This is a genomic window from Micromonospora sp. 050-3 (assembly GCF_046549335.1).
Classification (GTDB): domain Bacteria; phylum Actinomycetota; class Actinomycetes; order Mycobacteriales; family Micromonosporaceae; genus Micromonospora; species Micromonospora trifolii.
Genome location: NZ_JAJPVX010000001.1, coordinates 2031870 through 2056429, shown reverse-complemented (window position 1 = coordinate 2056429; position 24560 = coordinate 2031870). Strand labels below are relative to the sequence as shown.

25 protein-coding genes are annotated in these 24560 nt (G+C 72.1%); 18 read left to right on the top strand and 7 right to left on the bottom strand.

What is annotated here, in order from left to right; all coding sequences use genetic code 11:
• Positions 1-21: 21 nt before the first annotated feature.
• The 5 genes from ACLJOK_RS09260 to ACLJOK_RS09240 all read left to right on the top strand — a co-directional run bounded on the left by ACLJOK_RS09260 (position 22) and on the right by ACLJOK_RS09240 (position 5401).
• Positions 22-1320: an ABC transporter substrate-binding protein gene (locus tag ACLJOK_RS09260; RefSeq protein WP_410817611.1), complete on the top strand. Its 1299-nt coding sequence runs from the start codon at positions 22-24 to the stop codon at positions 1318-1320.
• Between the two features lie 70 nt (positions 1321-1390).
• The gene (locus tag ACLJOK_RS09255; RefSeq protein WP_410817608.1) at positions 1391-2383 is read left to right on the top strand and encodes a carbohydrate ABC transporter permease; all 993 of its coding nucleotides are present in this window, start codon (positions 1391-1393) and stop codon (positions 2381-2383) included.
• Positions 2376-3215: a carbohydrate ABC transporter permease gene (locus ACLJOK_RS09250; RefSeq protein ID WP_410817605.1), complete on the top strand. Its 840-nt coding sequence runs from the start codon at positions 2376-2378 to the stop codon at positions 3213-3215. Before ACLJOK_RS09255 ends, ACLJOK_RS09250 begins: the two co-directional genes overlap by 8 nt.
• 29 nt (positions 3216-3244) lie before the next feature.
• Positions 3245-4621, top strand: coding sequence for a GH1 family beta-glucosidase (locus tag ACLJOK_RS09245; protein ID WP_410817603.1), 1377 nt, complete (start codon positions 3245-3247; stop codon positions 4619-4621).
• 111 nt (positions 4622-4732) lie between these two features.
• Positions 4733-5401 carry a TMEM175 family protein gene (locus tag ACLJOK_RS09240; RefSeq protein WP_410817601.1) on the top strand — a complete coding sequence of 223 codons (669 nt, stop codon included), beginning with the start codon at positions 4733-4735 and terminating at the stop codon, positions 5399-5401.
• Here ACLJOK_RS09240 and ACLJOK_RS09235 read toward each other — a convergent pair.
• Positions 5361-5969, bottom strand: a complete 609-nt coding sequence (locus tag ACLJOK_RS09235; protein ID WP_410817599.1) for an NTP transferase domain-containing protein — start codon at positions 5967-5969, stop codon at positions 5361-5363. The two genes, ACLJOK_RS09240 and ACLJOK_RS09235, sit on opposite strands and share 41 nt — an antisense overlap.
• A gap of 126 nt (positions 5970-6095) precedes the next feature.
• Between ACLJOK_RS09235 and ACLJOK_RS09230 the strand changes: the two genes are divergently transcribed.
• From ACLJOK_RS09230 to ACLJOK_RS09205, 6 genes are read left to right on the top strand one after another with little or no spacing between them, the layout of a single operon-like run.
• Positions 6096-6593, top strand: a complete 498-nt coding sequence (locus ACLJOK_RS09230; RefSeq protein WP_410819297.1) for a 2Fe-2S iron-sulfur cluster-binding protein — start codon at positions 6096-6098, stop codon at positions 6591-6593.
• Positions 6590-7573: an FAD binding domain-containing protein gene (locus ACLJOK_RS09225; protein ID WP_410817597.1), complete on the top strand. Its 984-nt coding sequence runs from the start codon at positions 6590-6592 to the stop codon at positions 7571-7573. The genes ACLJOK_RS09230 and ACLJOK_RS09225 overlap by 4 nt, the downstream gene beginning before the upstream one ends.
• Entirely contained in the window at positions 7570-9660 is a 2091-nt protein-coding gene (locus tag ACLJOK_RS09220) for a xanthine dehydrogenase family protein molybdopterin-binding subunit (RefSeq protein WP_410817596.1), read from the top strand. Before ACLJOK_RS09225 ends, ACLJOK_RS09220 begins: the two co-directional genes overlap by 4 nt.
• Positions 9661-9688: 28 nt before the next feature.
• Positions 9689-10054 (top strand): ArsR/SmtB family transcription factor, encoded by a 366-nt coding sequence (locus tag ACLJOK_RS09215; RefSeq protein WP_410817595.1) that lies wholly within the window; start codon positions 9689-9691, stop codon positions 10052-10054.
• Positions 10054-10695, top strand: a complete 642-nt coding sequence (locus ACLJOK_RS09210; RefSeq protein WP_410817594.1) for an SRPBCC family protein — start codon at positions 10054-10056, stop codon at positions 10693-10695. The genes ACLJOK_RS09215 and ACLJOK_RS09210 overlap by 1 nt, the downstream gene beginning before the upstream one ends.
• A gap of 59 nt (positions 10696-10754) precedes the next feature.
• Positions 10755-11270 (top strand): NUDIX domain-containing protein, encoded by a 516-nt coding sequence (locus ACLJOK_RS09205; protein ID WP_410817593.1) that lies wholly within the window; start codon positions 10755-10757, stop codon positions 11268-11270.
• 133 nt (positions 11271-11403) lie between these two features.
• Here the strand turns inward: ACLJOK_RS09205 and ACLJOK_RS09200 are convergent, their stop codons facing one another.
• Positions 11404-12837 (bottom strand): ATP-binding protein, encoded by a 1434-nt coding sequence (locus ACLJOK_RS09200; RefSeq protein ID WP_410817591.1) that lies wholly within the window; start codon positions 12835-12837, stop codon positions 11404-11406.
• Positions 12834-14492 (bottom strand): FAD-dependent oxidoreductase, encoded by a 1659-nt coding sequence (locus ACLJOK_RS09195; protein ID WP_410817590.1) that lies wholly within the window; start codon positions 14490-14492, stop codon positions 12834-12836. Before ACLJOK_RS09195 ends, ACLJOK_RS09200 begins: the two co-directional genes overlap by 4 nt.
• 151 nt (positions 14493-14643) lie before the next feature.
• On the opposite strand from ACLJOK_RS09195, the gene ACLJOK_RS09190 reads away from it, so the two are divergent.
• The 7 genes from ACLJOK_RS09190 (at position 14644) to ACLJOK_RS09160 (ending at position 21609) form a co-directional block, all read left to right on the top strand.
• Positions 14644-16881, top strand: coding sequence for a hypothetical protein (locus ACLJOK_RS09190; protein WP_410817589.1), 2238 nt, complete (start codon positions 14644-14646; stop codon positions 16879-16881).
• A 43-nt stretch (positions 16882-16924) separates the two neighbouring features.
• Positions 16925-17416 carry an SsrA-binding protein SmpB gene (gene smpB, locus ACLJOK_RS09185; protein WP_410817588.1) on the top strand — a complete coding sequence of 164 codons (492 nt, stop codon included), beginning with the start codon at positions 16925-16927 and terminating at the stop codon, positions 17414-17416.
• A 208-nt stretch (positions 17417-17624) separates the two neighbouring features.
• Positions 17625-18017, top strand: a complete 393-nt coding sequence (locus tag ACLJOK_RS09180; protein ID WP_410817586.1) for an SCO5389 family protein — start codon at positions 17625-17627, stop codon at positions 18015-18017.
• A 412-nt stretch (positions 18018-18429) separates the two neighbouring features.
• Positions 18430-18852: a TOBE domain-containing protein gene (locus tag ACLJOK_RS09175; RefSeq protein WP_410817584.1), complete on the top strand. Its 423-nt coding sequence runs from the start codon at positions 18430-18432 to the stop codon at positions 18850-18852.
• A 68-nt stretch (positions 18853-18920) separates the two neighbouring features.
• On the top strand, positions 18921-19712 hold the full coding sequence (gene modA, locus ACLJOK_RS09170; RefSeq protein WP_410817583.1) for a molybdate ABC transporter substrate-binding protein: 792 nt from the start codon (positions 18921-18923) through the stop codon (positions 19710-19712).
• Positions 19709-20545: an ABC transporter permease gene (locus ACLJOK_RS09165; protein ID WP_410817581.1), complete on the top strand. Its 837-nt coding sequence runs from the start codon at positions 19709-19711 to the stop codon at positions 20543-20545. The genes modA and ACLJOK_RS09165 overlap by 4 nt, the downstream gene beginning before the upstream one ends.
• Positions 20542-21609: an ABC transporter ATP-binding protein gene (locus tag ACLJOK_RS09160; protein ID WP_410817579.1), complete on the top strand. Its 1068-nt coding sequence runs from the start codon at positions 20542-20544 to the stop codon at positions 21607-21609. Before ACLJOK_RS09165 ends, ACLJOK_RS09160 begins: the two co-directional genes overlap by 4 nt.
• Positions 21610-21736: 127 nt before the next feature.
• On the opposite strand, the gene ACLJOK_RS09155 is transcribed toward ACLJOK_RS09160, so the two are convergent.
• From ACLJOK_RS09155 to ACLJOK_RS09140, 4 genes are all read right to left on the bottom strand, one after another.
• Positions 21737-22150, bottom strand: a complete 414-nt coding sequence (locus ACLJOK_RS09155; protein ID WP_354942842.1) for a type II toxin-antitoxin system Phd/YefM family antitoxin — start codon at positions 22148-22150, stop codon at positions 21737-21739.
• Between the two features lie 42 nt (positions 22151-22192).
• Positions 22193-22753, bottom strand: coding sequence for a GNAT family N-acetyltransferase (locus ACLJOK_RS09150; protein WP_410819295.1), 561 nt, complete (start codon positions 22751-22753; stop codon positions 22193-22195).
• 78 nt (positions 22754-22831) lie between these two features.
• Positions 22832-23272 carry a hypothetical protein gene (locus tag ACLJOK_RS09145; RefSeq protein ID WP_410817578.1) on the bottom strand — a complete coding sequence of 147 codons (441 nt, stop codon included), beginning with the start codon at positions 23270-23272 and terminating at the stop codon, positions 22832-22834.
• A 34-nt stretch (positions 23273-23306) separates the two neighbouring features.
• Complete coding sequence (locus tag ACLJOK_RS09140; RefSeq protein WP_410817576.1) at positions 23307-24533, bottom strand: hypothetical protein; 1227 nt, start codon at positions 24531-24533, stop codon at positions 23307-23309.
• Between the last annotated feature and the right edge of the window lie 27 nt (positions 24534-24560).

Genomic DNA, 24560 nt, shown 5'->3' with positions numbered 1-24560 from the left:
ACGCACCGGAAGGGCTGACCCGTGTCGAGACGACACCTCGGGATATTCACCGCCGCCGTACTGGCGGCCGCCTCGCTGACCGCCTGCGGAGGCTCCGGCGACGACTCCGCCGCGTCGCCGAAGACGCTCACCTACTGGGCCAGCAACCAGGGCGCCAGCCTGGAGGCCGACAAGACCACCCTCCAGCCGGAGTTGGACAAGTTCGAGAAGCAGACCGGAATCAAGGTCACCGTCGAGGTGGTCCCCTGGTCGGATCTGCTCAACCGCCTGCTGGCCGCCGCCGCCTCCGGCAAGGGCCCGGACGTGGTCAACATCGGCAACACCTGGTCGGCGTCGTTGCAGGCCACCGGCGCGCTGGTCGAGTTCGACGACGCCACCCTGCAGGCCGTCGGCGGCAAGGACCGGATCGTGCCCGCCGCGCTCGCCGCCGCCGGCGCCCCCGGCAAGCCGCCGGCCGCCGTGCCGCTCTACAGCATGGCGTACAGCCTGTACTACAACAAGAAGTCGTTCGCCGACGCTGGCATCACCGCACCGCCGACCACCTGGGAGCAACTCGCCGAGTACGGCAAGAAGCTGAGCACCGGCGGCAAGTGGGGCCTGGCGATCGAGGGTGCCAACCCGTCGGAGAACGCCCACCACGCCTTCACGTTCAGCCAGCAGTACGGCGGCGAGTGGTTCGACTCGGCCGGGAAGCCGACCTTCGACACCCCGCAGAACGTCTCGGCGATCAAGCGGTACATCGACTTCATGGCCGCCGACAAGATCACCAACCCGAGCAACGCCGAGTACGCGCAGAACCAGTCGGTCTCCGACTTCGCCAACGGCAAGGCCGCCATGCTGCTGTGGCAGTCCGCCGGGTCGAACCTGAAGACGCAGAACATGCCGGCCGACGCGTACGGGGTGGCCCCGGTGCCGTTCCTGGCCAGCCCACCGGCCGGCGGCAAGAAGGTCAACAGCATGGTCGCCGGGATCAACATGGCGGTCTTCAAGCACACCAAGAACAAGGACGGCGCGCTGAGCTTCGTCAAGTTCATGACCAGCGACGAAGAGCAGACGATCCTCAACAAGACGTACGGCTCGCTGCCGGCGGTGAAGACCGCGGCCTCCGACCCGGCGTTCAGCGCCACCGAGCAGAAGACCATCCAGGAGACCCTGGTCACGACCGCGGCCCCGCTGCCGCAGGTGCCCGACGAGAGCACCTTCGAGACCCTGGTCGGCACGGCGATGAAGGAGCTGTTCGCCGACGCGGCCAGCGGCAAGCCGGTCACCGAGGCGTCGGTGAAGGCCAAGCTGACCGACGCGCAGCAGAAGATGCGCTGACCCAGGCGTCACCGGTGGCCGTGGTCGGGCGCTGAGCCCGGCCACGGCCACCACCTCCGAGAGGACCCCGATGGCAACCAGCACCACCGCGCCGGACGCCGACCGGCGCGAACCCCGGGCCGGGTCGCCGGCCCGGGGGCCGGCCCGCCGGCCCCGCGGCCCCCGCCGCTCGCTCCTGCCGTACCTGCTGCTCGCACCGGCCGTCGTGCTGGAACTCGCCATCCACGTGATCCCGATGGTCGTCGGGGTCTGGATGAGCCTGCTGGAGCTGACCCAGTTCCACATCCGCGACTGGTCCACCGCGCCCTTCATCGGGCTGGAGAACTACCGGGCGACGCTCGACCTGAACAGCGCCGCCGGCAAGGAACTCCTGCACTCGTTCTGGGTCACCCTGGCCTACAGCCTGCTCTCGGTCGGGTTCGCCTGGCTGCTCGGCATCTCGGCGGCGGTCGTCCTGCAACGGCCGTTCCGTGGACGCGCGATCCTGCGGGCGCTGTTCCTCACCCCGTACGCGCTGCCGGTCTACGCCGCCGTGATCACCTGGAGCTTCCTGCTGCAACGCGACACCGGCCTGGTCAACCACGTGCTCGTGGACCAGCTCGGGCTGATGAACGAACGGCCGTTCTGGTTGATCGGCGACAACAGCTTCTGGTCGCTGCTGGTGGTGTCGGTCTGGCGCAACTGGCCGTTCGCGTTCCTGTGTCTGATGGCCGGGTTGCAGAACGTGCCCGGCGAGCTGTACGAGGCCGCCGCGATCGACGGCGCCGGGTTCTGGCGTCGGCTGCGCTCGGTCACCCTGCCGATGCTGCGGCCGGTCAACCTGGTGCTGCTGCTGGTGCTGTTCCTGTGGACGTTCAACGACTTCAACACCCCGTTCGTGCTGTTCGGCGGCTCCGCGCCGGAGCAGGCCGACCTGATCTCCATCCACATCTACCGCAGCTCCTTCAAGACCTGGGACTTCGGCTCCGGATCGGCGATGTCGGTGGCGCTGCTGCTGTTCCTGCTGATCGTCTCGGCCGCGTACCTGCTGATCACCAACCGTCGGAGGGACGACCATGCGTGAGACCGCCGGTGAGCGCTGGGGCCGGCGCATCGTGCTGACCCTGCTCACCCTCTTCGTCGTCATCCCGCTCTACGTGATGGTCACCTCGGCGGCTAAGCCGTTGCAGGACGTGCAGAACGGCTTCACCTGGTGGCCCAGCCGGCCCACCCTGCAACCGTTCATCGACATGTGGAGCACAGTGCCGCTGGCCCGGTACCTGGTGAACAGCCTGGTGGTGTCCAGCATCGCGGCGATCTGCTCGGTGGCGGTGGCCATCTTCGCCGCGTTCGCGGTGAGCCGGTACCGGTTCCGCGGTCGGGGTGTCTTCTCGGTGACGGTGCTGTCCACGCAGATGTTCCCCGGCATCCTGTTCCTGCTGCCGCTGTTCCTCATCTACGTCAACCTGGGCAACGCCACCGGCATCGAGCTGTACGCCAGCCGTACCGGCCTGATCATCACGTACCTGACCTTCTCGCTGCCGTTCTCGATCTGGATGCTGGTCGGCTACTTCGACTCGATCCCCCGGGGTCTGGACGAGGCGGCGCAGGTCGACGGCGCAGGTCCGCTGCGCACCCTGTTCCAGGTCATCCTGCCGGCCGCCGTGCCCGGCGTTGTCGCGGTCACCGTGTACGCGTTCATGACCGCGTGGGGTGAGGTGCTCTTCGCCTCGGTGATGACCGACGAGGGTAGCCGCACCCTGGCCGTCGGCCTCCAGGGCTACTCCACCCAGTTCAACGTCTACTGGAACCAGATCATGGCCGCCTCGCTGGTGGTCAGCATCCCGGTCGTCGTCGGGTTCCTGGCCCTACAGCGCTACTTCGTCGCCGGCCTCACCGCCGGCGCGGTCAAGTGAGTCATCCAACCCCAGAGGAGAACCGTCCCGTGCCCGACCTGTCCAAGCTGCCACCCGACTTCCTCTGGGGTGTCGCCACGGCGGCGTACCAGATCGAGGGGGCCGTCGACGTCGACGGCCGGGCGCCGTCCATCTGGGACACCTTCTCGGCGACCCCCGGCAACGTCGACAACGGCGACACCGGCGCGGTGGCGTGCGACCACTACCACCGGTGGCCGGAGGACCTGGCGCTGGCGCGTCGACTCGGCGTGGACGCGTACCGTTTCTCGGTGGCCTGGCCCCGGGTGATGCCCGACGGCGTCGGGCGGGTCAACGCCGCCGGGCTGGATTTCTACGACCGGCTCGTCGACACGTTGCTCACCGACGGGATCCGGCCGTTCGTCACGCTCTACCACTGGGATCTGCCGCAGGTTCTTCAGGACCGGGGCGGGTGGCCGGAGCGCGCCACCGCCGAGGCGTTCGCCGACTACGCGGCGGTGGTCGCCGGCCGCCTCGGTGACCGGGTCGCCGACTGGAACACTGTCAACGAGCCGCTCTGCGTGTGCTGGATCGGGCACCTGGAGGGGCGGATGGCCCCCGGCGAGCGCGACCTCACCCGCGCGGTGCACGCCTCGCACCACGTGCTGCTCGGCCACGGTCTGGCCACCCAGGCGATCCGCGCCAACGCCGCCCGGCCGGCCTCGGTGGGCCTGGTGCTCAACCTCAGCCCCATCGAGGCGGCGACCGACCGACCCGAGGACGTCGCTGCGGCCCGCCGGGCCGACGGGCACGTCAACCGGTGGTGGCTGGACCCCATCCACGGGCGCGGCTACCCCGCCGACATGATCGCCACCTACGGGGTCGAGCCGCCGGTACGCGGCGACGACCTGGCGGTGATCGCCACGCCGACGGACTTCCTCGGGGTGAACTACTACTTCCGTCAGCTGGTGGTCGACGACCCGACCGGCGCGGCCCCGTACGTCCGGCAGGTGCCGGTGCCGGGCTCGGTGGAGACCGCGATGGGCTGGGAGATGTACCCGGCGGGCCTGGAGCGGCTGCTCGTCGACGTGCACGAGGAGTACCGGCCGGCCCGGATCATCGTCACCGAGAGTGGCTCGGCGTGGCCGGACGAGGTCACCCCGGACGGCACTGTGGAGGACAAGGAACGCACCGACCACCTGGAGCAGCACCTGGCGGCGTGCGCGTCGGCGGTGGCCCGAGGGGTCCCCCTGGACGGCTACTTCGTCTGGTCGTTGCTGGACAACTTCGAGTGGGCGTACGGCTACGACAAGCGCTTCGGGCTGGTGCACGTCGACTACGCCACCCAGCGCCGGACGATGAAGGCCAGCGGTCTGCGCTACGCCGAGTTGATCCGTGCCCACCAGCGGCTCGCCCGCGCCACCGGCACCGCGACGCCGGTGGCCTGAACGGGGGCGGTGCGAGCGGCCGCCCGGGGTGTCGACACCCCGGGCGGCCGTTCCCGTTCCGATCGGGCGAAACCGCCACCTACCGTGTTGCCGGGTGGCTAGCCTGCGGCAATGTCCGCAGCACCCGACGAGGTCGAGCAGCCCGATCCCCAGGGGCGAGTCTCCGCCACCGACCGGATGACGGCCTTCAGCGACGGCGTCTTCGCCATCGTCATCACGCTGCTGGTGATCGAGTTGCGGGTGCCCGAATACCACGAGGGCGAGCTGCTCACCGGCCTGCTCGGCGAGGGCGCTTCCTACCTGGCCTTCGTGGTGTCCTTCGTCTACATCGGGGTGCTCTGGCTCAACCACCACGCGCTGCTGCGGCTGATCCGCAGCACCACGCTCACGCTGAGCTGGATCAACCTCGGAGTGCTCTTCGGCGCGGTGATCATCCCCTTCCCCACCGCGGTGCTGGCGTCCGCGTTCACCCACGGCGACACCGACGACCAGCGCGCGGCCGTCGCCCTGTACGCGCTGGCAGCGGCCCTGATGTCGGCACCCTGGCTGGTGTTCTTCGGCTACCTGCACCGCCACCCGGCGCTGCTGGAGCGCCGGGTCAGCCCCGAGTACGTGCGAACGCAGCGGCTGCGACCGGTCACCGGCCTGATCCTCTACGGGCTCAGCGGGCTGCTCGGCTGGTTCGTCAGCCCGCTGCTGGGCCTGATCGGCGTCATCGTCATGATCACCTATCACGCTGTCACCAGCGAGGGGCTGCCCCGCTGGCTGACCCGTCGCTGACCGGGCGGAGTCGGAGCAGGTCGGCCGGGGTGTCCACGTCGACCGGGGAGCCGACGTCGTCACAGGGCACCTCGACCACCAGATCCGGACGGTCGCGCAGCAGGTCGCGGGCGCCCCGGTCGCCGACGGCGTACCCGCTCAGCAGCGGCCAGGCTCGTCGAGTCAGCAGGATCGGGTGCCCGGGTCGGCCGGCGTAGGTGGCGACAGCGACGACAGCGCCGTCGGCGTACGCCGCGCGCACCCGGCGCACCGCGTCCGGGCTGAGCAGCGGCTGGTCGACGAGGACCACGACGGCGGCCGGCACGGCGGCCGGCAGCGAGGCCAGGCCCCGCAGCAGCGACGAGCCCAGCCCGTCGGACCAGCGATCGTGTCGGACCGGCACCGCGCCGGGCAGGTCGGGCATCTCGTCGGCGCCCGCGCCGAGCACCACGTGCACCGGTGCGCAGCCGCCGTCGCCGAGCAGCCGGATCGCGCGCCGCACCAGCGGCTCGCCGTCCAGCTCGACCAGCGCCTTCGGCCGGCCGAAGCGCCGCCCGGCGCCGGCGGCGAGCAGCAGTCCGGCGGTCACCGTCGTCACCCCCCGTACGAAGGGCTTTGCGTTATTCGCCCTGAGATATACCGACAAAGCTAGTCTGGGCCGGTGCAGGGCGGACTGGAGAACGCGACGACGATCGACGAGCGCCACTCGTCCCGGGTGACGGTCGAGGTCAACGGCGCGTCCCGCGAGGTGACCCTGGACAACCGCACCACCCTGCTCGACGCGCTGCGCGAGCACCTCGACCTGACCGGGGCGAAGAAGGGCTGCGACCACGGCCAGTGCGGCTCCTGCACGGTGCTGCTCGACGGCCGTCGGGTGAAGAGCTGCCTGGTCTTCGCGGTCACCGTGGACGGCCAGTCGGTGGTGACCGTCGAGGGGCTGGCCGGTCCGGACGAGCTGTCCCCGTTGCAGGCCGCCTTCATCGCGCACGACGCGTTCCAGTGCGGCTACTGCACCCCCGGGCAGCTCTGCTCCGCCCGTGGCATGCTCGACGAGGTCTCCCGGGGCTGGCCCAGCGCCGTCACCGGCGACCTGAACACGCCCGTCGAGCTGACCGACGCGGAGATCCGCGAGCGGATGGCCGGCAACCTGTGCCGCTGCGCCGCGTACCCGCACATCGTCGCGGCCGTGCGCGAGACGGCGGCGTCCTCGTGAGGGCGTTCCGCTACCACCGGCCCGCCGACGTGGCCGAGGCGGTCGCCGTGCTGGCGGCCGAACCGCAGGCCGCCTACCTGGGCGGCGGAACCAACCTGGTGGACCTCATGAAGCTCGGGGTGCAGCGCCCCGACGTGCTGGTGGACGTGACCCGGCTGCCGCTGGACACCGTCGAGGAGCTGCCCGACGGTGGGCTGCGGATCGGCGCGACGGTCCGCAACAGCGACCTCGCGGCCCACCCGGTGGTACGCCGCGACTACCCGGTGCTGGCCCGCGCCCTGCTCGCCGCCGCCTCCGGGCAGCTGCGCAACATGGCCACCACCGGCGGCAACCTGTTGCAGCGCACCCGCTGCGTCTACTACCAGGACACGAGCAAGGCGTGCAACAAACGGGAGCCGGGCAGCGGTTGCGCCGCCCTGCACGGCCAGAACCGCGACCTGGCGGTGCTGGACTGGTCCGAGCAGTGCGTGGCCACCCACCCGTCCGATCTGGCCGTCGCGCTGGCCGCCCTCGACACTGTGGTGGAGGTGCACGACGCCGACGGCCCCCGCGACATCCCGATCGCCGAGTTCTACCGCTCCCCCGGCACCCACCCGGAACGGGAGACCACACTGGCCCGGGGCGCGCTGATCACCGCCGTCCGGCTGCCGCCACTACCGGCCGCGCGCCGCTCGACGTACCTCAAGGTGCGCGACCGTGCCTCGTTCGCCTTCGCCGCCGGCTCGGTGGCCGCGATGCTGGACCTCGACGGGGACGTGGTCCGCGACGTGCGGCTGGCGTACGGGGCGGTGGCGCACCGGCCGTGGCGGGCGTACCGGGCCGAGGAGGAGCTGCGTGGTCGTCCGTTCAGCCCGGAGCTGGCGGCACGGGCCGCCGACGCCGAGCTGGCCGAGGCGCGTCCGTTACGGCACAACGGCTTCAAGCTGCCACTGACCCGGGCCATCACCGTGCGGGCGCTCACCGAACTGGCGTCGTCGTGAGCACCGGGGCGGTCGGGCGGGCGTACCCCCGGCTGGAGGGCCCGGCGAAGGTCACCGGCACGGCCCGGTACGCGGTGGAGTACCCGATGGACGGGGTCAGCTACGGCTGGGCGGTGCCGTCGACGGTGGTGCGGGGCCGGATCACCCGGATCGACACGACGGAGGCGCTGGCCTCGCCCGGCGTGCTGGCCGTGATGCACCACGGCAACGCGCCCCGGATGGCCCCCGGCCCGCAGCCGGAGCTGCGGCTGTTGCAGGAGCCGACTGTGCACTACCGGGGGCAGTGCGTCGCCGTGGTGGTGGCCACCAGTCTGGAGGCGGCCCGCGAGGGCGCCCGGCTGGTCCGGATCGACTACGACACCGGCCCGCACAGCACGGTGCTCACCGACGACCATCCCGGCCTGTACAAGCCGGACCAGGTCAACCCCAGCTATCCGACGGACACCGCCGAGGGCGACTTCGACGCCGGGTACGCGGCCGCCCCGGTGCGGGTGGACGTCACCTACCGGACGCCGGCGTACCACAACAACCCGATGGAACCGCACGCCACCACCGCGCAGTGGCACGACGGTCAGCTCCTGGTGCACGACTCCACCCAGGGCGCGACGCCGGTACGCGCCACCCTCGCCGAGCTGTTCGAGCTGCCACCGGAGTCGATCCGTGTCGTCGCCGAACACGTCGGCGGCGGCTTCGGCAGCAAGGGGTTCGCCAAGGCCTCGGTGGTGCTGGCCGCCCTCGCCGCCCGGCACGTGGACCGCCCGGTCAAACTGGCGCTGACCCGCCAGCAACTGTTCGGGCCGGTCGGGTACCGCACTCCCACCATCCAGCGGGTCCGCCTCGCCGCCGACACCGACGGCCGGCTCACCGCCATCTGCCATGACGCGATCAGCCAGACCTCCACCGTCCGGGAGTTCGCCGAGCAGACCGCCGTCTACACCCGCAGCATGTACGCCGCACCGCACCGCCGCACCACGCACCGGGTGGTCCGCCTCGACGTGCCCACGCCGTTCTGGATGCGCGCCCCGGGCGAGTGCCCCGGCGCGTACGCCCTGGAGTCCGCGGTGGACGAGCTGGCCATCGCCCTCGGCATGGACCCGGTGGAGCTGCGCATCCGCAACGACACCGATGTCGACCCCGACCAGGGGCGCCCGTTCACCAGCCGCAACCTGGTGGCCTGCCTGCGCGAGGGCGCACAGCGGTTCGGCTGGGCCGGCCGTGATCCGTCGCCCCGGTCCCGGCGCGACGGGCGCTGGCTGATCGGGACGGGCGTGGCCGGGTCGAGCTACCCGGCCCGGGCCCGGCCGTCCACGGCGACGGCCACCGCCCGACCCGACGGGAGCTTCCTGGTCCAGATCAACGCCACCGACATCGGCACCGGCGCCCGGACGGCGATCTGGCAGGTGGCCGCCGACGCGCTCGGGGTGCCGCCGGAGCGAGTGGAGATCCACATCGGGGACAGCGCGCTGCCGACGGCGGCGCTGGCCGGCGGCTCGATGGGGACCGCCAGTTGGAGCTGGGCGGTGATACGCGCCGCACAGGCGCTGCGCGAGAAGCTGCGCGACGGCGGGCCGCCGACCGGCGAGGTGACCGCCGAGGCGGACACCACCGAGGAGGTGGGCGGGCAGCCCGCGCTGCCCCGGTACGCGTACGGGGCGCAGTTCGTCGAGGTGCGGGTCGACGCGGACACCGGCGAGGTACGGCTGAACCGGATGCTCGGGGTCTTCGCGGCGGGGCGGGTGGTGAACCCCAAGACGGCGCGCAGCCAGCTCATCGGCGGCATGACGATGGGGCTGTCGATGGCGCTGCACGAGGAGGGCCTGCTCGACGAGCGGTACGGCGACTGGGTCAACCACGACCTGGCCACCTACCACATCACCGGCTGCGCGGACGTGGAGTCCATTGAGGCGTACTGGCTGGACGAACGCGACGACGAGCTGAACCCGGCCGGAGTGAAGGGCATCGGCGAGATCGGCATCGTCGGCGCCGCAGCGGCGGTCGCCAACGCCGTGCACCACGCGACCGGCGTACGGATCCGGGAGCTGCCGATCCGGCTGGACAAGCTCATCGGAGTATCAGACCTGGCTTAAATAAGCCGTCAGTGATACAACTGTCGTCGTGCACGCCTTCGACGTGCTGGGCGATCCGGTCCGGCGCCGCATCCTGGAGCTGCTCGCCGACGGCGAGCAGACCGCCGGTGCGGTCAGCGCGGCCATCCGCGAGGAGTTCGGCATCTCCCAGCCCGCCGTGTCCCAGCACCTCAAGGTGTTGCGCGACAACGGCTTCGCCACAGTGCGGCCGGAGGGCACCCGGCGGCTCTACGCGGTCGACCCACGCCCACTGCGAGAGGTCGACGGCTGGCTGGAGCACTTCCGCCGGTTCTGGGCCCCACCCCTGGCGGCACTCGCCACCGAGCTGGCCCGCGGCCGACGTGAGCGTCGGCTGCGCGGACCCGCCGATCCACCCGACGAGAGGAACACCTGATGTTCGACGCCACCGAGCAGATCAACGCCGTCCAGCGGAAGGTCGGCAGCCGCACCCTGGAGGCCGGTGAGGCGCGGGTCACCACGATCAGCCAGACCTACCAGGCGACGGCCGAGGATCTGTGGGACGCGTGCACGAGCGCCGAGCGCATCCCGCGCTGGTTCCTGCCGATCTCCGGCGACCTGCGGCTGGGCGGCACGTACCAGCTCCAGGGCAACGCCCACGGCACCGTCGAGAGCTGCGAGCCGCCGCACCGCTTCGCCGCCACCTGGGAAATGGGCGGCGAGGTGAGCTGGATCGAGGTGCGGGTCACCCCGGTCGGCGACGAGCGGGCCCGCCTCGACCTGGACCACATCGCGCACGTCGACCAGGACCGGTGGGCCCAGTTCGGGCCGGGCGCGGTCGGCGTCGGCTGGGACCTCGGGCTGCTCGGCCTCGCCTCGCACCTGGCCGGCGACGGCAGCGGGATCACCCCGGAACAGGGCGCCGAGTGGACCGCCTCCGCCGAGGGACGACGGGCCATGGAGCTGAGCAGCCAGCTGTGGTGCGAAGCGAGCATCGCCGCCGGCACCGACGCCGACGAGGCGAAGGCCGCCGCCGAACGCACCACCGCCTTCTACACGGGCGACCCGGCAGCCTGAGCGCGCGACGAGGCGGCGGTGCGGCGGGCTGGGCGGGGATCGGAGTAACGTGCTGCGGCATGACCGGCACGCCGTACTCGCACTGCTCCTACTGCGGCGCCGCCTACCCGCCGGCCGCCGGATGGCCGCGAGTCTGCGAGGTCTGCGGTGAGACCGTCTGGCGCAACCCGCTGCCGGTGGCGGTCGCGGTGCTGCCGGTCCGCACCGCCGAGGGCCTGGGAGTGGTGGTGGTCCGCCGGGACATCGAGCCGGCCCGCGGCCTGCTCGCGCTGCCCGGCGGCTTCATCGAGTACGGCGAGGAGTGGTCCGACGCACTCGTGCGTGAGCTGCGGGAGGAGACCGGCCTGATCGCGGCGGCCGAGGACGCCCGCCTGTTCGCGGTGCACGGGGCGCCGGCGGGCGGCACGATGATGGTCTTCGGAGTGCTGCCCGAGCGGGCGGCCGAGGACCTGCCACCGTCGGCGCCGACCGAGGAGGCGACGGAGTGGCTGGTGCTCACCGACCCGGTCGAGCTGGCGTTCTCCACCCACACCCGAGTACTAGCCGACTTCCTAACCCCCACCCACCCCGCCTAACCAGCCCCACCCCACCCCTCCCCGCGATCTTGCAATTACTGTCCCGGCATCAATGGCGTCCCCGCGCATATCGACGACCGAAACTGCAAGATCGGCGCGGGGAGGGCACCGGGGCGCGGGGTGCGCGGGGGCTTCAGTCCGGTGCGCCCTCGGTGATGGGCAGTAGGACCCGGAAGGTGGTGCGGCCGGGCTCGGTCTCCACCCGGATGTCGCCGTGGTGTTTGTGCACCACGATCCGGTAGGAGATGTCCAGCCCCAGGCCGGTGCCCGCGCCGACCGGCTTGGTGGTGAAGAACGGCTCGAAGATGCGCGGACGCACCTCCGGCGGGATGCCCGGCCCGGTATCGGTGATCTCCACCGCCAACTGGTCGCCGATCCGCCCGGTGCGGACCGTCAGCACGCCCTTCTCCCCCATCGCGCCCAACGCGTTGTCGATCAGGTTGGTCCACACCTGGTTCAGCTCGGCCGCGTACGCCGGGACCGGTGGGAGGTCCCGGTCGTACTCGCGGACCAGCTTGACCTCGGCGGGGATCTTGCCCTTGAACATCACCAGCGTGGCGTCGAGCAGGTCGTGCACGTCCACCACCCGGTGCGGCGCGCGGTCCAGCTGCGAGTACTGCTTGGCGGCGTCCACGAGCCCGGAGATCCGGGTGACCGCGTCGCCGATCTCACGCATCAGCAGCTCGGTGTCGACGGTGTAGGTGAGCCAACGCACCGCCGCCTCCAGGTCCGCGGCACCGACCGCGGCCTTGACCTGCGCCAACCAGGCCGCGTCGAGCCCACCGCCGACCAGGATCGGCGCCAGGTCCCAGGCCCCGCCGACGCCATGGTCCTCCAGCCAGTCGGTGAGGGTGTCCTCGGCGTCGGCGGTGGCCATCGGGGTCAACTTCGGCGCGGTGGCCACCCGGGCGACCGCCTCCTCCTGCAACGCGACGAGGCCATGGAGGGCCCTGCCGTCGAGCCGGCCGTCGGCGACCATCGCGAGCTTGTGCCGCATCCCGGCGACACGGTCCCGCAGCACCGAGGTGGCCCGCACCGCCGCCGCGGCCGGGTTGTTCAGCTCGTGGGTCAGCCCCGCCGACAGCGAACCGAGCGCCAACAGCCGCTCCCGTTCGCCGACGATGACCTGGCTGTTCCGCAGGCCGAGGAACAGCCCCTCCAACAGATGGATGGGCATCGGGAACCAGGACCGCAGGGCGTACGCGAAGTCCTCCGCCGGCAGCACGAAGAAGTCCGAGTCGACCACCGCCCGCATGCTGTTGCGGTAGATCTGGTCGACCTGGTCACCCAGGTACGCCTGGACCGCCCCGCCGTACACGCCGCGCTGGTCGGTGCGGCTGACCTCGACGTCGTCGCCGCGCACCTGGCGGCTCAGCGCCACCGCCCCGCGCACCAGCACGAAGAAGCAGGTCCCCGGCTCCCCCTCGGCGTACACGAGGGTGCCCCCGGCACGCTGCTCGACCCGGCCGCGCTCGGCCAGCCACTCGAGTTGCCCCTCGTCGAGGGACTCGAACAGGAACAGGGTGCGCAACTGCGCCGGTGTCAGCCGGTCACTATCCGTGCTCATTGGGCCTCCAGGTATCGGTGCACCAGCGACACTGCCATCGCACCCTCGCCGACGGCCGAGGCGACCCGCTTGACCGACTCGGCCCGCACGTCCCCGGCGGCGAACACGCCCGGCACGCTGGTCTCCAAGTGGTACGGGTCGCGCGACAGCGACCAGCCGGCCGGCCGCCGCCCCCCGGCGAGCAGATCCGGACCGGTCACGATGAAACCACGCTGGTCGCGGACCAGCACCCCGTCCAGCCAGTCGGTGCGGGGCTCCGCGCCGATGAAGATGAACAGCCAGGAGGTGTCGACCGAGCGCGCCTCCCCGGTGCGCGTGTCGCAGAGGGTGAGCCGTTCCAGGTGGCCCTCCCCCGCCCCGCCGACCACTGCGGTGTACGGGTGCACTGTGATCCGGTCGATCCGTTCCAGCTGGTCGATCAGGTAACGCGACATCGAGGCGGTCAGGTCCGCACCACGGATGAGCAGGTGCACCCTCGACGCGTACCGGGAGAAGTGGACCGCCGCCTGGCCGGCGGAGTTGGCCCCGCCGACGATGTAGACGTCCTGCTCGACGCAGCTCGGCGCCTCGGTGGCGGCGGCGCCGTAGAACACCCCGCGTCCGGTGAAGTCGGCCAGCCCCGGGGCGTCGAGCACCCGGTACGACACGCCGGTAGCCAGCACCACTGTGTGCGCGGCGATCTCGCTGCCGTCGCCGAAGCGCAGCAGCCGGGCGCCGCCGGCCTCGCTGAGACCGACCACCTCCCGGGCGCTGAGCAGCTCGGCGCCGAACTTGACCGCCTGCCGCCGGGCCCGATCGGTCAACTGCGCGCCGGAGACACCGTCCGGGAAACCCAGGTAGTTCTCGATGCGGCTGCTCTGCCCGGCCTGACCACCGGTCGCCCGCCGCTCCACGAGCACGGTGCGCAGCCCCTCCGACGCGCCGTACACCGCCGAGCCGAGACCGGCGGGCCCGCCGCCGATCACCACCAGGTCGTAGAAGTCACACGCCGGCACCACCGTCAACCCGGCCAGCGCGGCCAGCTCGGCCTCGCTCGGGGCGACCAACGCCTTGCCCTCGGGCGTCACCACCAGGGGTACGTCCGCCTCGGTGGCCCCGGCCGCGTCGAGCAACCGGACGCCCTCCGGATCGTCGGACAACAGCCACCGGTACGGCACCAGGTTGCGGGCCAGGAAGTCGCGGACCTTGAACGACGGGGCCGACCAGCGGTGCCCGACGACCCGGATCTCCGCGCTGGCCGCGTCCGGGGTGAGCGCCCACGCCTCCAGCAGCCCGTCGACCACCGGGTACAGCTTCTCCTCCGGCGGGTGCCAGGGCTTGAGCAGGTAATGGTCCAGGTCGACCACGTTGATGGCCTCGATCGCGGCGTCGGTGTCCGCGTACGCGGTGAGCAGCACCCGGCGGGCGGCCGGGAAGATGTCCATGGCCGCTTCCAGGAACTCGACCCCGGTCATCTCCGGCATCCGGTGGTCGGCCAGCAACAGCGCCACCTGCTCGCCGCGCAGTTTGACCTCGCGCAACGCGTCCAGCGCCTCCGGCCCGGAGGACGCCCGCAACACCCGGTAGCGGTCGCCGTAGCGGCGCCGGATGTCCCGGGCCACCGCCCGGGACACCACGGGGTCGTCGTCGACGGTCAGGATCACCGGGTTCGCCATGGCGCCATGAAATCACCTGTCGAGGGTCGACCGCACCATCGCCGGGGGCCGGCCCACGGTTGACCGCCTCGGGAACGGGTAAGCCGGGGAGCCGCGTGGGTGGCCGGACATCGACGACCCGCCCGGTTGCCGCGCACACCTCGGGGGGCCCATGGCGGACGCGACACCGACCGGACCGACGACGTCGGGCGGGATCGTGGAGCTGCGGGTGCACGGTGTCTCCGGCGCGGGCGCGGACCAGGTGTTGGACCGGCCGCACGTGCACCAGGTCGCCGGGGACCGCAGCGGGGGTTTCTACCGACCGCGCCCCGGCTACCCGGACTCCACCGGAACGGACGGGGTGACGCTGGAGGCGTACCGCTGGAGTGACCTGCCGTCAGGTACGGCCGTGCGGACGCTGTCGCTGGTCTTCCTGCTGCCGTTCATGCTCTGCAACGTGGCGCTCTGGATGCGCCCGGCGAACACCGTCTCGAAGCGCGGCTTCATGGCGCTGTGCCGGGCGCTCGCCCTCACTCTCACAGTGCTGTACGTGCTCTCCATCGTCGGGGTGGCGCTGGACCTGATCGCGTGGCGCTGCATGGACACACCGTCGTGTCTGGCCGGCCGGAGCTGGTTGTCCTGGCTCGGCGGGCGCCCGACCGGGCTGCGCCTGGGTGTGCTGGCGCTCGTGCCGGTCGCCGCCATCGGGCTCGTCTGGTGGTTGGGCGCTCGCCCGGGCCATTCGTTCGACGCGTTCCGGACGCCGTCGACCCCGACGTCGAAACACCAGTTGAGCGCCGTCGGGCAGTGGGACGGCGAGCCGCTGGTGGGTCGGCTGCGCTCGGTCCACGTCGCAGCGGCGTTCGCCACGCTGAGCGGCAGCCTGCTGGCCGCGCGAGCCAGCCAGCACCGATCGTGGGTGATGGCGATCCTGCTGACGGCCACCGGGGCGGTGCTGCTGAGCTGCCTGGTCCTGGTCAGCCTGGTGCCGAGCATCGACCGCACCGACCCGTTGCCCCGGGTGGACGGCGTCTTCCGCGGGCTGCGCACCATCGCCTGCGGTCTGACGATGCTGGTGATCGTGCACGTCGTCATCAGCCCGGCGCCGTGGCCGCAAGGTGGTGCGCTGCCCGGTTACGGCGCGATAGTGGCCTGGTTGTTCGTCAGCCAGACCGTGCTGGTGGCCGTGCTCGCCGTGCTGGTGATCTGGCGGCGGGGCGACGGGCGGAGCAGGTCACCCCTACGCGCGTTGGGAGCGCCGGTCTTCATGACGATCTCGGCCGGGCTCGCCGTGGCGTTCTCGGCCGAGTTGGTCTACCGGGTGGCGGACCTGCTCGATCGCGAGGGGACAACAGCGGACGGCCTGGAGACCAGCCCTCCCCTCGCGTACAAATGGGCGATCTTCGGGTTTTTCCTGGCCGTGGTGACCGCGCTGCTGGTGGCCGGCCTCGTCACCAGGCTGACCCGGCGCGGGCGGCGGCGGGCCGCGCGGGCGATCGTGGCCGCCGACTTCCCGGACGCGCCGCCGCGGGCGGCGGCCCGGCTACGGCGGGTCGAGCAGGCGGTGGCCCGGGCCCGCTTCACCGAACGGTTGGAACCACTCTCCGTGGTGTACGCCGGCCTGGCGGCGCTCGGACTGGCCACCAGCGTGCTCGGCCTGCTCCAGCTCCTACCCGGCGACGTGGCGCAGCGCTACCTCGGAGTGCCGGAAGGCATGGTCAACTTTCTGATCGGGTCGGGTAGCTACGTGATCGCCGCGATCCTGCTCGGTCTGGTGGTGGGCGGTATCTTCGCGTACCGGACGGCGCAGTTCCGTCGGTACGTGGGGGTGCTCTGGGATCTGGGCACCTTCTGGCCCCGGGCGGCGCACCCGTTCGCGCCGCCCTGCTACGCCGAGCGGGCCGTGCCGGAGTTGGCCAAGCGGATCACCTACCTGGTGGAACAGGGGCAGGGTGTGCTGCTGGCCGGGCACAGCCACGGCTCGGTGCTGCTTGCCGCGACGGTTCTGCAACTGCCCACCCGGATCACCGAACGGGTCGCCCTGCTGACCTACGGGTCACCGCTGGGCCGGCTGTACTCGCGGCTGTTCCCGGCGTACGCCGACGAGCCGGCGCTGCGGGAGATCGGCGAAAGGATCGGCTGGCGCTGGATCAACCTGTGGCGCGACACCGACCCGATCGGCGGCTGGATCTTCGCCTCCCACCGCCCCGGGGATGCCGAGACGCTGACCGGTCCGTCGGCGACCGTGGACCGGCGGTTGACCGACCCGCAGGACGTGGTGCCGGCGCCCAGCGACAGCGTTCCCCCACCGATCCTCGGACACTGGCCGTGTGAGTCGCAGGAGGCGTTCGGGGACGCGGTACGGGACCTGACCGCGCGACTGCGCCCCGCGCACCCGGCACGCGACTGAGCCGGTCGGTACGACTGCTCCGGCGGCCGGATATCGTCGCCTGGTGACCCCGTCCAAGCCACCCGCCCGCCGGTTGATCGCCTCGAACAAGAAGGCACAGCACGAGTACACGGTGCTGCGCACGTACGAGGCGGGCATCGTGCTGGTCGGCACCGAGGTGAAGTCACTACGCGAGGGGCGGGCCTCGCTGGTGGACGCGTTCGCGCACGAGCGCGACGGCGAGATCGTGCTGTACGGCCTGCACATCGCCGAGTACACCTACGGCACGTGGACCAACCACGCCCCGCGCCGCAACCGCAAGCTGCTGCTGCACCGCGCCGAGATCGACCGGATCCTGGACAAGGTCCGCGAGGGCGGGGTGACCCTCGTCCCGCTGTCGATGTACTTCGAGAACGGCTTCGCCAAGGTCGAATTGGCCCTGGCCAAGGGCAAGCGCTCCTACGACAAGCGGCAGACGCTGGCCGAGCGCGACGCCAACCGGGAGATCGCCCGCGAGTTGGGCCGGCACCTCAAGGGCCACCCCCGCCGACCCTGACGCCGCCGCGCCTTCGTCCGCACGCGCTCTCAGCGGGCTCTCTTTCTTCGCGGGCTCTCTTTCTTCGCGGGCTCTCTGTCGGGTGTGCCGTGCATGTGGGTCGCGGCGTGGCGCGCCGGGACATCGTTGACGTCGTCCAAGGGACATGGTCTGCTCAGTCGACGCCGTTGTTGAAAACGGTAATCATTAGCTGAAGCGGAGGAGAACCATGTCACTCACCGTCCCGCCCGCCCTGCTCGACGCCGCCGAACGCGGCCCCATCGACGACGAGGCGTTCATCGCCTGCGTCCGTGACTCGCTGCCGTACGCCTGGGCCACCGTCAGCCGAGTGGTCGCCGAACTGGAGGCCGGCGACGCCGACCTGGCCGACAACGTCATCCCGCCGCCCACCGACGCCGACCGGGGTCAACTGCTCCGCGCGCTGGCGAGCGACGCGATCCGCGCCGGCCTGGAGCGGCACTTCGGCGTACGCCTGGCCTTCCAGAACTGCCACCGCGTCGCCGCGTTCCGCCCTTCGGCCGTGGACAGCGAGCGCTACCGCCGCTTCGTGTCGACCCGTGGCCAACTGCTCAACCAGTCCCCCGAACTCCGCAACTGCTGACCGTCGCGGCGGGCGGACTCGCGCGAGCTCGCCCGCCGCCCCAACATCCGCGCAACTTCCCGGATGTTGCTGCCGCCGACGTGGGAGAGGCAGCAACATCCCTGATATTGCGCGGATCTTGACGACGGACACCGTGCCCGACCAACCGGGAGCGGTGTGTGGGGCACCCCGCGCCCCGCGCCCCGCGCCCCGCGCCAAGATCTGCTCGAACCTGGATGTAGTGGCCTCATCGATACACCGACACCACTACTTCCCGGTTCGAGCACGATCTTGCGGGCGCGTCGGAGCGGGCCGCAGACACCCGGAAGCAGCGCGGGAAGGCGCAGCTGCCGGCCTTGGCACCCTCTTTTCCACGCGGTTGCTGCCCATGTAGGGCTTTCGCGCTCGCAAATGCGGGAGTTAAGGTGAGCGGGTGACGACATATCGGATCGGGGAGGCCGCCGACCTGCTCGGCGTCAGCGCCGACACCATTCGCCGCTGGGTGGACGCCGGGCGCCTGACGGCCGGGCGCGACGAGCACGGCCACCGGGTCGTCGACGGCGTCGACCTGGCGGCGTTCGCTCGCGCTCAGGCCGCCGACCCGGACGCGGGTGCCGAGTTCTCCTCGGCCCGCAACCGGTTGCGCGGCATCGTCGTCGACGTCCGTAAGGACACGGTGATGGCGCAGGTGGACATCCAGGCGGGCCCGTTCCGGGTCGTGTCGCTGATGAGCCGGGAGGCCGTCGACGAGCTCGACCTGCGGGTCGGTTCGGTGGCTGTTGCGGTGATCAAGTCGACCACCGTCGTGGTGGAACGGGCCGCACCCACCCCGGCGCGAGGGCGGTCGGCCGGATGAACGCGGGGACAGTCGGGCGGACGAACGCGGGGGCGGTCGGCCGGATGAACGCGGGGACGGTCGGCCGGATGAACGCGCGGAGCAGGCGTGCGGCGGTGGCCGTACTGGTGGCGGCCGGCTTGGCGGTGGCCGGCTGCGGCGCGGGCGACGACCAGGCAACCGGCAGCGGTGGGGACGGGCGGGTGACGGGCCTGGTGACCGTGTTCGCGGCCGCCTCGCTGACCGAGTCGTTCACCCGCGTCGGGAAGGACTTCGAGGCAGCCAACCCGGGCAGTCGCGTGACCCTCAACGTCGCCGGCAGTTCCGCCCTGGCCAACCAGATCACCCAGGGCGCGCCCGCGGATGTGTTCGCCTCAGCCGCCCCCGCGAACATGACCACTGTCATCGAGGCCGGCGACGCCGACGGCACGCCGAGCGTCTTCGCCCGCAACCAGCTGGTGATCGCGGTGCCCCGGGGCAACCCGAAGGCAGTGGTCGGCCTGGCCGACCTGACCAGACCGGGTGTGAAGGTGGCGCTCTGCGCCAGTCAGGTGCCCTGCGGCGCGGCGGCCCGCACCGCCCTCGACGCGGCCGGCGTCGCGCTGACGCCGGTCACCCTGGAGCGGGACGTCAAGGGTGCGCTCGCCAAGGTGAAGCTCGGCGAGGTCGACGCGGCGCTGGTCTACCGCACTGACACGCGGGCAGCGAGCGCCGACGTGACCGGCGTGGAGTTTCCCGAGTCGGCACGGGCGGTCAACGACTACCCGATCGTCGCGTTGAAGGACGCGCCGAATCCGAACGGCGCTCGGGCCTTCGTCGCGTACGTCCGTTCGGCGCCGGCGCAGGCGGTCCTCGCCGAGGCGGGGTTCCAGGCTCCGTGAGGCAGGTCCACGACCACCGCGCACCCCTCGGGCGTCCGGCCACGCCTCGACGGCGGGGGCGGGTGCCTCTGGCGCTGCTGATCCCCGCCGGGTTGGGGTTGCTGTTCCTCGTCCTGCCGTTGGCGGGGATGCTGGTCCGGGCGCCGTGGACGACCCTGCCGGAGCGGCTCACCGAGCCGGGCGCGTTGACCGCCCTGCGGCTGTCGGTGCAGACCGCCACCCTGGCCACCGCGCTCTGTCTGCTGCTCGGGGTGCCGCTGGCCTGGGCGCTGGCCCGGGTCGAGTTTCCCGGCCGTCGGCTGGTACGCGCGCTGGTCACCGTGCCGCTGGTGCTGCCGCCGGTGGTCGGTGGGGTGGCGCTGTTGCTGGTCTTCGGTCGGCGTGGCCTGCTCGGCGGCTGGCTCGACGCCACGTTCGGCATCACCCTGCCATTCACGACCACGGGTGTCGTGCTGGCCGAGGCGTTCGTCGCCATGCCGTTCCTGGTGATCGCCGTGGAGGGTGCGCTACGTGCCGCCGACCACCGCTACGAGGAGGCCGCGGCGACGTTGGGTGCCAGCCGGTGGACCACCTTCACCCACGTCACGCTGCCGCTGGTGGCGCCCGGTCTGGCCGCCGGGGCGGTGCTCTGCTGGGCGCGGGCGCTCGGCGAGTTCGGTGCCACCATCACCTTCGCCGGCAACTACCCCGGTCGGACGCAGACCATGCCGCTCGCCGTCTACCTGGCGTTGGAGACGGACCTGGAGTCCGCGATCGTGCTCAGCCTGGTGCTGCTCGTCGTGTCGGTGGGCATCCTGGTGGCGCTGCGGGACCGTTGGATGACCACCGCATGAGCGACCGGCTTCTCGACGCGCGGCTCGTCGTCGACCGGGGCGCCTTCCGGCTCGACGTGCCGCTGCGGGTCGCATCGGGCGAGGTGGTGGCGCTGCTCGGCCCGAACGGCGCCGGCAAGACCACCGCGCTGCGGGCGCTGGCTGGGCTGCAACCCCTCACCGACGGGCACGTCACCCTCGACGAGGTCGACCTGGACCGCCCGGCGACCGGGGGCTGGGTGCCCACCGAACGCCGGTCGATCGGCGTGGTCTTCCAGGACTACCTGCTCTTTCCGCACCTCAGCGCGCTGGACAATGTGGCCTTCGGGCCGCGCCGGCACGGCATCGACCGGCGGGCCGCCCGCGCCACGGCCCGGGATTGGCTGGGCCGGGTGGGGCTTGACGCGCAGGCGCAGCGCCGGCCGCGGCAGCTCTCCGGCGGTCAGGCGCAGCGGGTGGCGCTGGCCCGCGCGTTGGCCGTGGCGCCGTCGCTGCTGCTGCTGGACGAGCCGCTCGCCGCGCTGGACGCCCGGACCCGGCTGGACACCCGCGCGGAGCTGCACCGCCACCTGTCCGCGCATGCGGGCGCGACGGTGCTGGTCACCCACGACCCGCTGGACGCGCTGGCGTTGGCCGACCGACTGGTCATCGTCGAGGGTGGCACTGTGGTGCAGGAGGGCGACGGACCGAGCGTCACCGCCCGCCCCCGCACCGACTACGTCGCCCGGCTGGTCGGGCTGAATTTGTACCGGGGTCGCGCCGACGGGCACGCAGTCCGGGTGTCGCCGGAGCTGACCCTCACTGTCGCGGACCGGTTGGACGGCGAAGCGTTCGTGGCGTTCCGCCCGGCCTCGGTGGCTCTGCACCCGGCCCGGCCGGAGGGCAGCCCACGGAACACCTGGGCGGGCACCGTGGCCGGCGTCCAGCGCCACGGTGACAACGTGCGGGTGCAACTGGACGGGCCAATCGGGGTGGCCGCCGACGTCACGCCGGCCGCCGCTGCCCAGCTGCGGCTGATCCCTGGCCAGCGGGTCTGGGTGGCGGTCAAGGCGACCGAGACCCACGCGTACCCGGCCACCGGCTGACCCGACGTCAGCCACACCGTCGCCGGCTGGACCCGGCACCGCCGGACACGCCGCGCGGCACGACACCGCCGCACACGCGGCGCGGCGCACGCCTCGGCTGGTGCGGCCAACCCAGCGCGGACGCGGGTCAGCCGGCGAGCAGGTCGGCGTGTGCGGCGCGCAGCCGGGCCAGCGTCGGGTCGCTGCCCGGGACGACCCGGCTGTCCAGCTCGGCCCACACCTCGGCCAGCGCCGCGCGGACCGCGCCCAACTCGGCGGCGTGCCGCTGTGTGCTGCGTCGGTGCTGCTCCTCGAGGCGGCGGGCCCAGCCGGCGGTGACCGTGGCGAGCCGGTCGGCGTCGGCGCGGGCCTGGGCGCCGCTGCGGGCGGCTGCGGCGGGGACGATCGCGGCGACCGGGCGGGGATCGCCGTCGCGGGTGACGACGGTGACCGCGTCGGTCAGCTCGGCCAGCGCGACGAGCTGGCTGAACCGGGTGCGCGCCTCACGCAGCGGCACGGTACGCGGCGGGTCGGAATGAGGGGTGAGCGCGGGGACGGCCATGGATGCATGGTGCCGCGCGGGTATGACAACTATTCGCTGTCGTCAGTGGACGGTGCGTGGCGCGGCAGACCACTCGTCGGCCAGCACCGACCAGACCTCAAGGTCGATCCGACCGTGCGGACCCGGGCTGACCTGGCGCAGCGTGCCGTCGAGGCGCAGGCCGAGCCGGTCGGCGAGGGCCTTGCTGCGGGTGTTGTCGGCGTTGGTACGCCACTCCACCCGCTGGATGCCGCGCTCGCGCACCGCCCAGTCGACGATGCGACGCACCGCCGGGGCGACCAGACTTATGCCCTGCGCCGCCGGCTCCACCCAGCAACCGACCTCGCAGACGCCCCGGGTCAGGTCGAACGACACGAACATGACCCCACCGACGAGGGTGCCCTGCCACCACAGCCCCCAGATGCCACCGCTGTCACTGGCCCAGAGGTCGGCGTACCGCTGCAACACCGCACGGGCCGACGGCAGGTCGGTGGCGACGAAGGACGGCGACACCCAGGGCTGGATGTGCTCGCGGGCCCGATCGAGGTGGGCGAGGAACTCCTCGGCGCGCCACGGGTTCAGCGGGCGCAGCTCGACGTCCTCGGTCAGCGGCAGGGCGAACACCGGGCCTCCACTCATCGCTTGCAACGTCGGTAGCAGGCTCGCACAGGCACCTCGGTCGGGGCACGGCAGCCCTCGCGCTCACGCCGGCAGGTGGGTCCGCAGGGCGGCGAACTGGGCCACTGTCAGATAGGAGGGGTTGGCGGCCTGCGGCTGACGGAACACCTCCAGGGCGGCGAGCCGGTCATCGGCGCGCAACAGCAGCCGGGACACCCGGTCCCGTTCGGCGAGGATGGGCAGATCCAGCGGCACCGACCACGGCTGCCCCGGTGCGCCTGACTCGGCCGCCCCGGTGACCCGCCCGACGCCCCACACCCCGTACGGCAGTCGGCCCCGGCTGCCGCTGGCCCAGAAGACCACCGGCTGCCCTGCGCACATCAACCGCGCCCGGTAGCCGGGACGCACGCACCAGCTCGTCACCAGTGGCCAACTGGCGAAACGGGCGGCAAGGTCGACCAGGTCCGCGTTGCCCTTGATCAGCCAGGCGCCCAGGTCGTCGAGGCGTACCCGTGGCTCGGTCATCGGGTACCTGTTGCCCGGCCGACGGCAGCGCCAATCAGATGATCATGTGGGTCCAGTAGGTGAGCCAGAGTACGAACAGCACGCCCTGCACCACGGCGAGCGTCGCGGTCAGCCACACGTCGACGCTGGCGTGGCGGGCCCAGCGGGCCAGCACCAGCGCCACAGGGAAGGCAGCGAGCAGATAGCGCAGCAGACTCTTGTACACCGGCGGGCCCATCGACAGCGGCACCAGCACCATGAGGACCCCGTACACCAGATAGGCCAGCTCCCGGCGGCGGAACCCTGCGACCAGCACGGCCAAAACGGCCACCGCGAACCACGCCCGACCGGCGTCACGCGGCTCCCCGGTCAACCCGTTGAGCAGCACCGGTACGGGGTTCTGCACCTCGATGCCCCATCCGGTCTGCTGGGCGTGCTGGTAGGCGAACCAGTCCCCGCCCCGCCACCGGCAGTACGCCATGAAGGTGAACCACCCGGCGGGGAGCAGCAGCAACGGCCAGCCGATCCGGAGGTAGCCGAGCAGGGCGCGTGGCCCGAGCCGCCAGTCGTGCTGGCGGAGCAGCACCAGGGCCAGCGGCAGCGCCACGAGCAGGCCGACGGAACGACTCATCGCCAGGAAGTAGCCGATCACGCCGACCAGCAGCCACCGGTGTCGCTCGGCGTAGTAAAAGGTGGCCAACGCGAGGCAGACGAAGAGCGACTCGGTTAGCGCGGCCTGGAACAGGAACGCTGTCGGCAGCAGCACCAGGTACCGGGTGAACCGGCGGGCCGCGTACGCGTCGCCGAGCAGCAGTTCCGCCAGCCGGTAGCCGTACCAGAGCGCCAGCAGGAACGCGACGTTGCTGATCAGCAACAGGGCCAGCGCGTTGTCGCCGCCGAGCACCGCGCCGAGGGGCCGGGCCAGGAAGGGGTACAGCAGGGGAAAGCCGAAGTCTCGCCACGGCCCGCTCAGGGGCAGCTCGCTCAGCCGCAGGTACAGCAGCGAGTCCCAGGCGAACCAGAAGGAGATCCACCGGTGCCCGGAGATCTCCCGCTGTTGCGCCCACATCAACGCCTCATCCGACGGCGGGGCCCCGGGGACGCCGTCCCAGGCGTGCAGGACCAGGAGCCCGAGCACTGTGAGCAGCAGCTTCGCGCCGAGGAACAGGCCGATGACGTACGGCCAGGGCGCCGGCACCCGGCGGGCCAGGCGCGCTCCGCCGCGGCCGGCCGCGACCGCCCGGGCGGCCAGCGTCGCCGCGCCGCTGCGCCACCCGTCCATCCGCCCCGCCTCCCCGCTCCCCCGGTC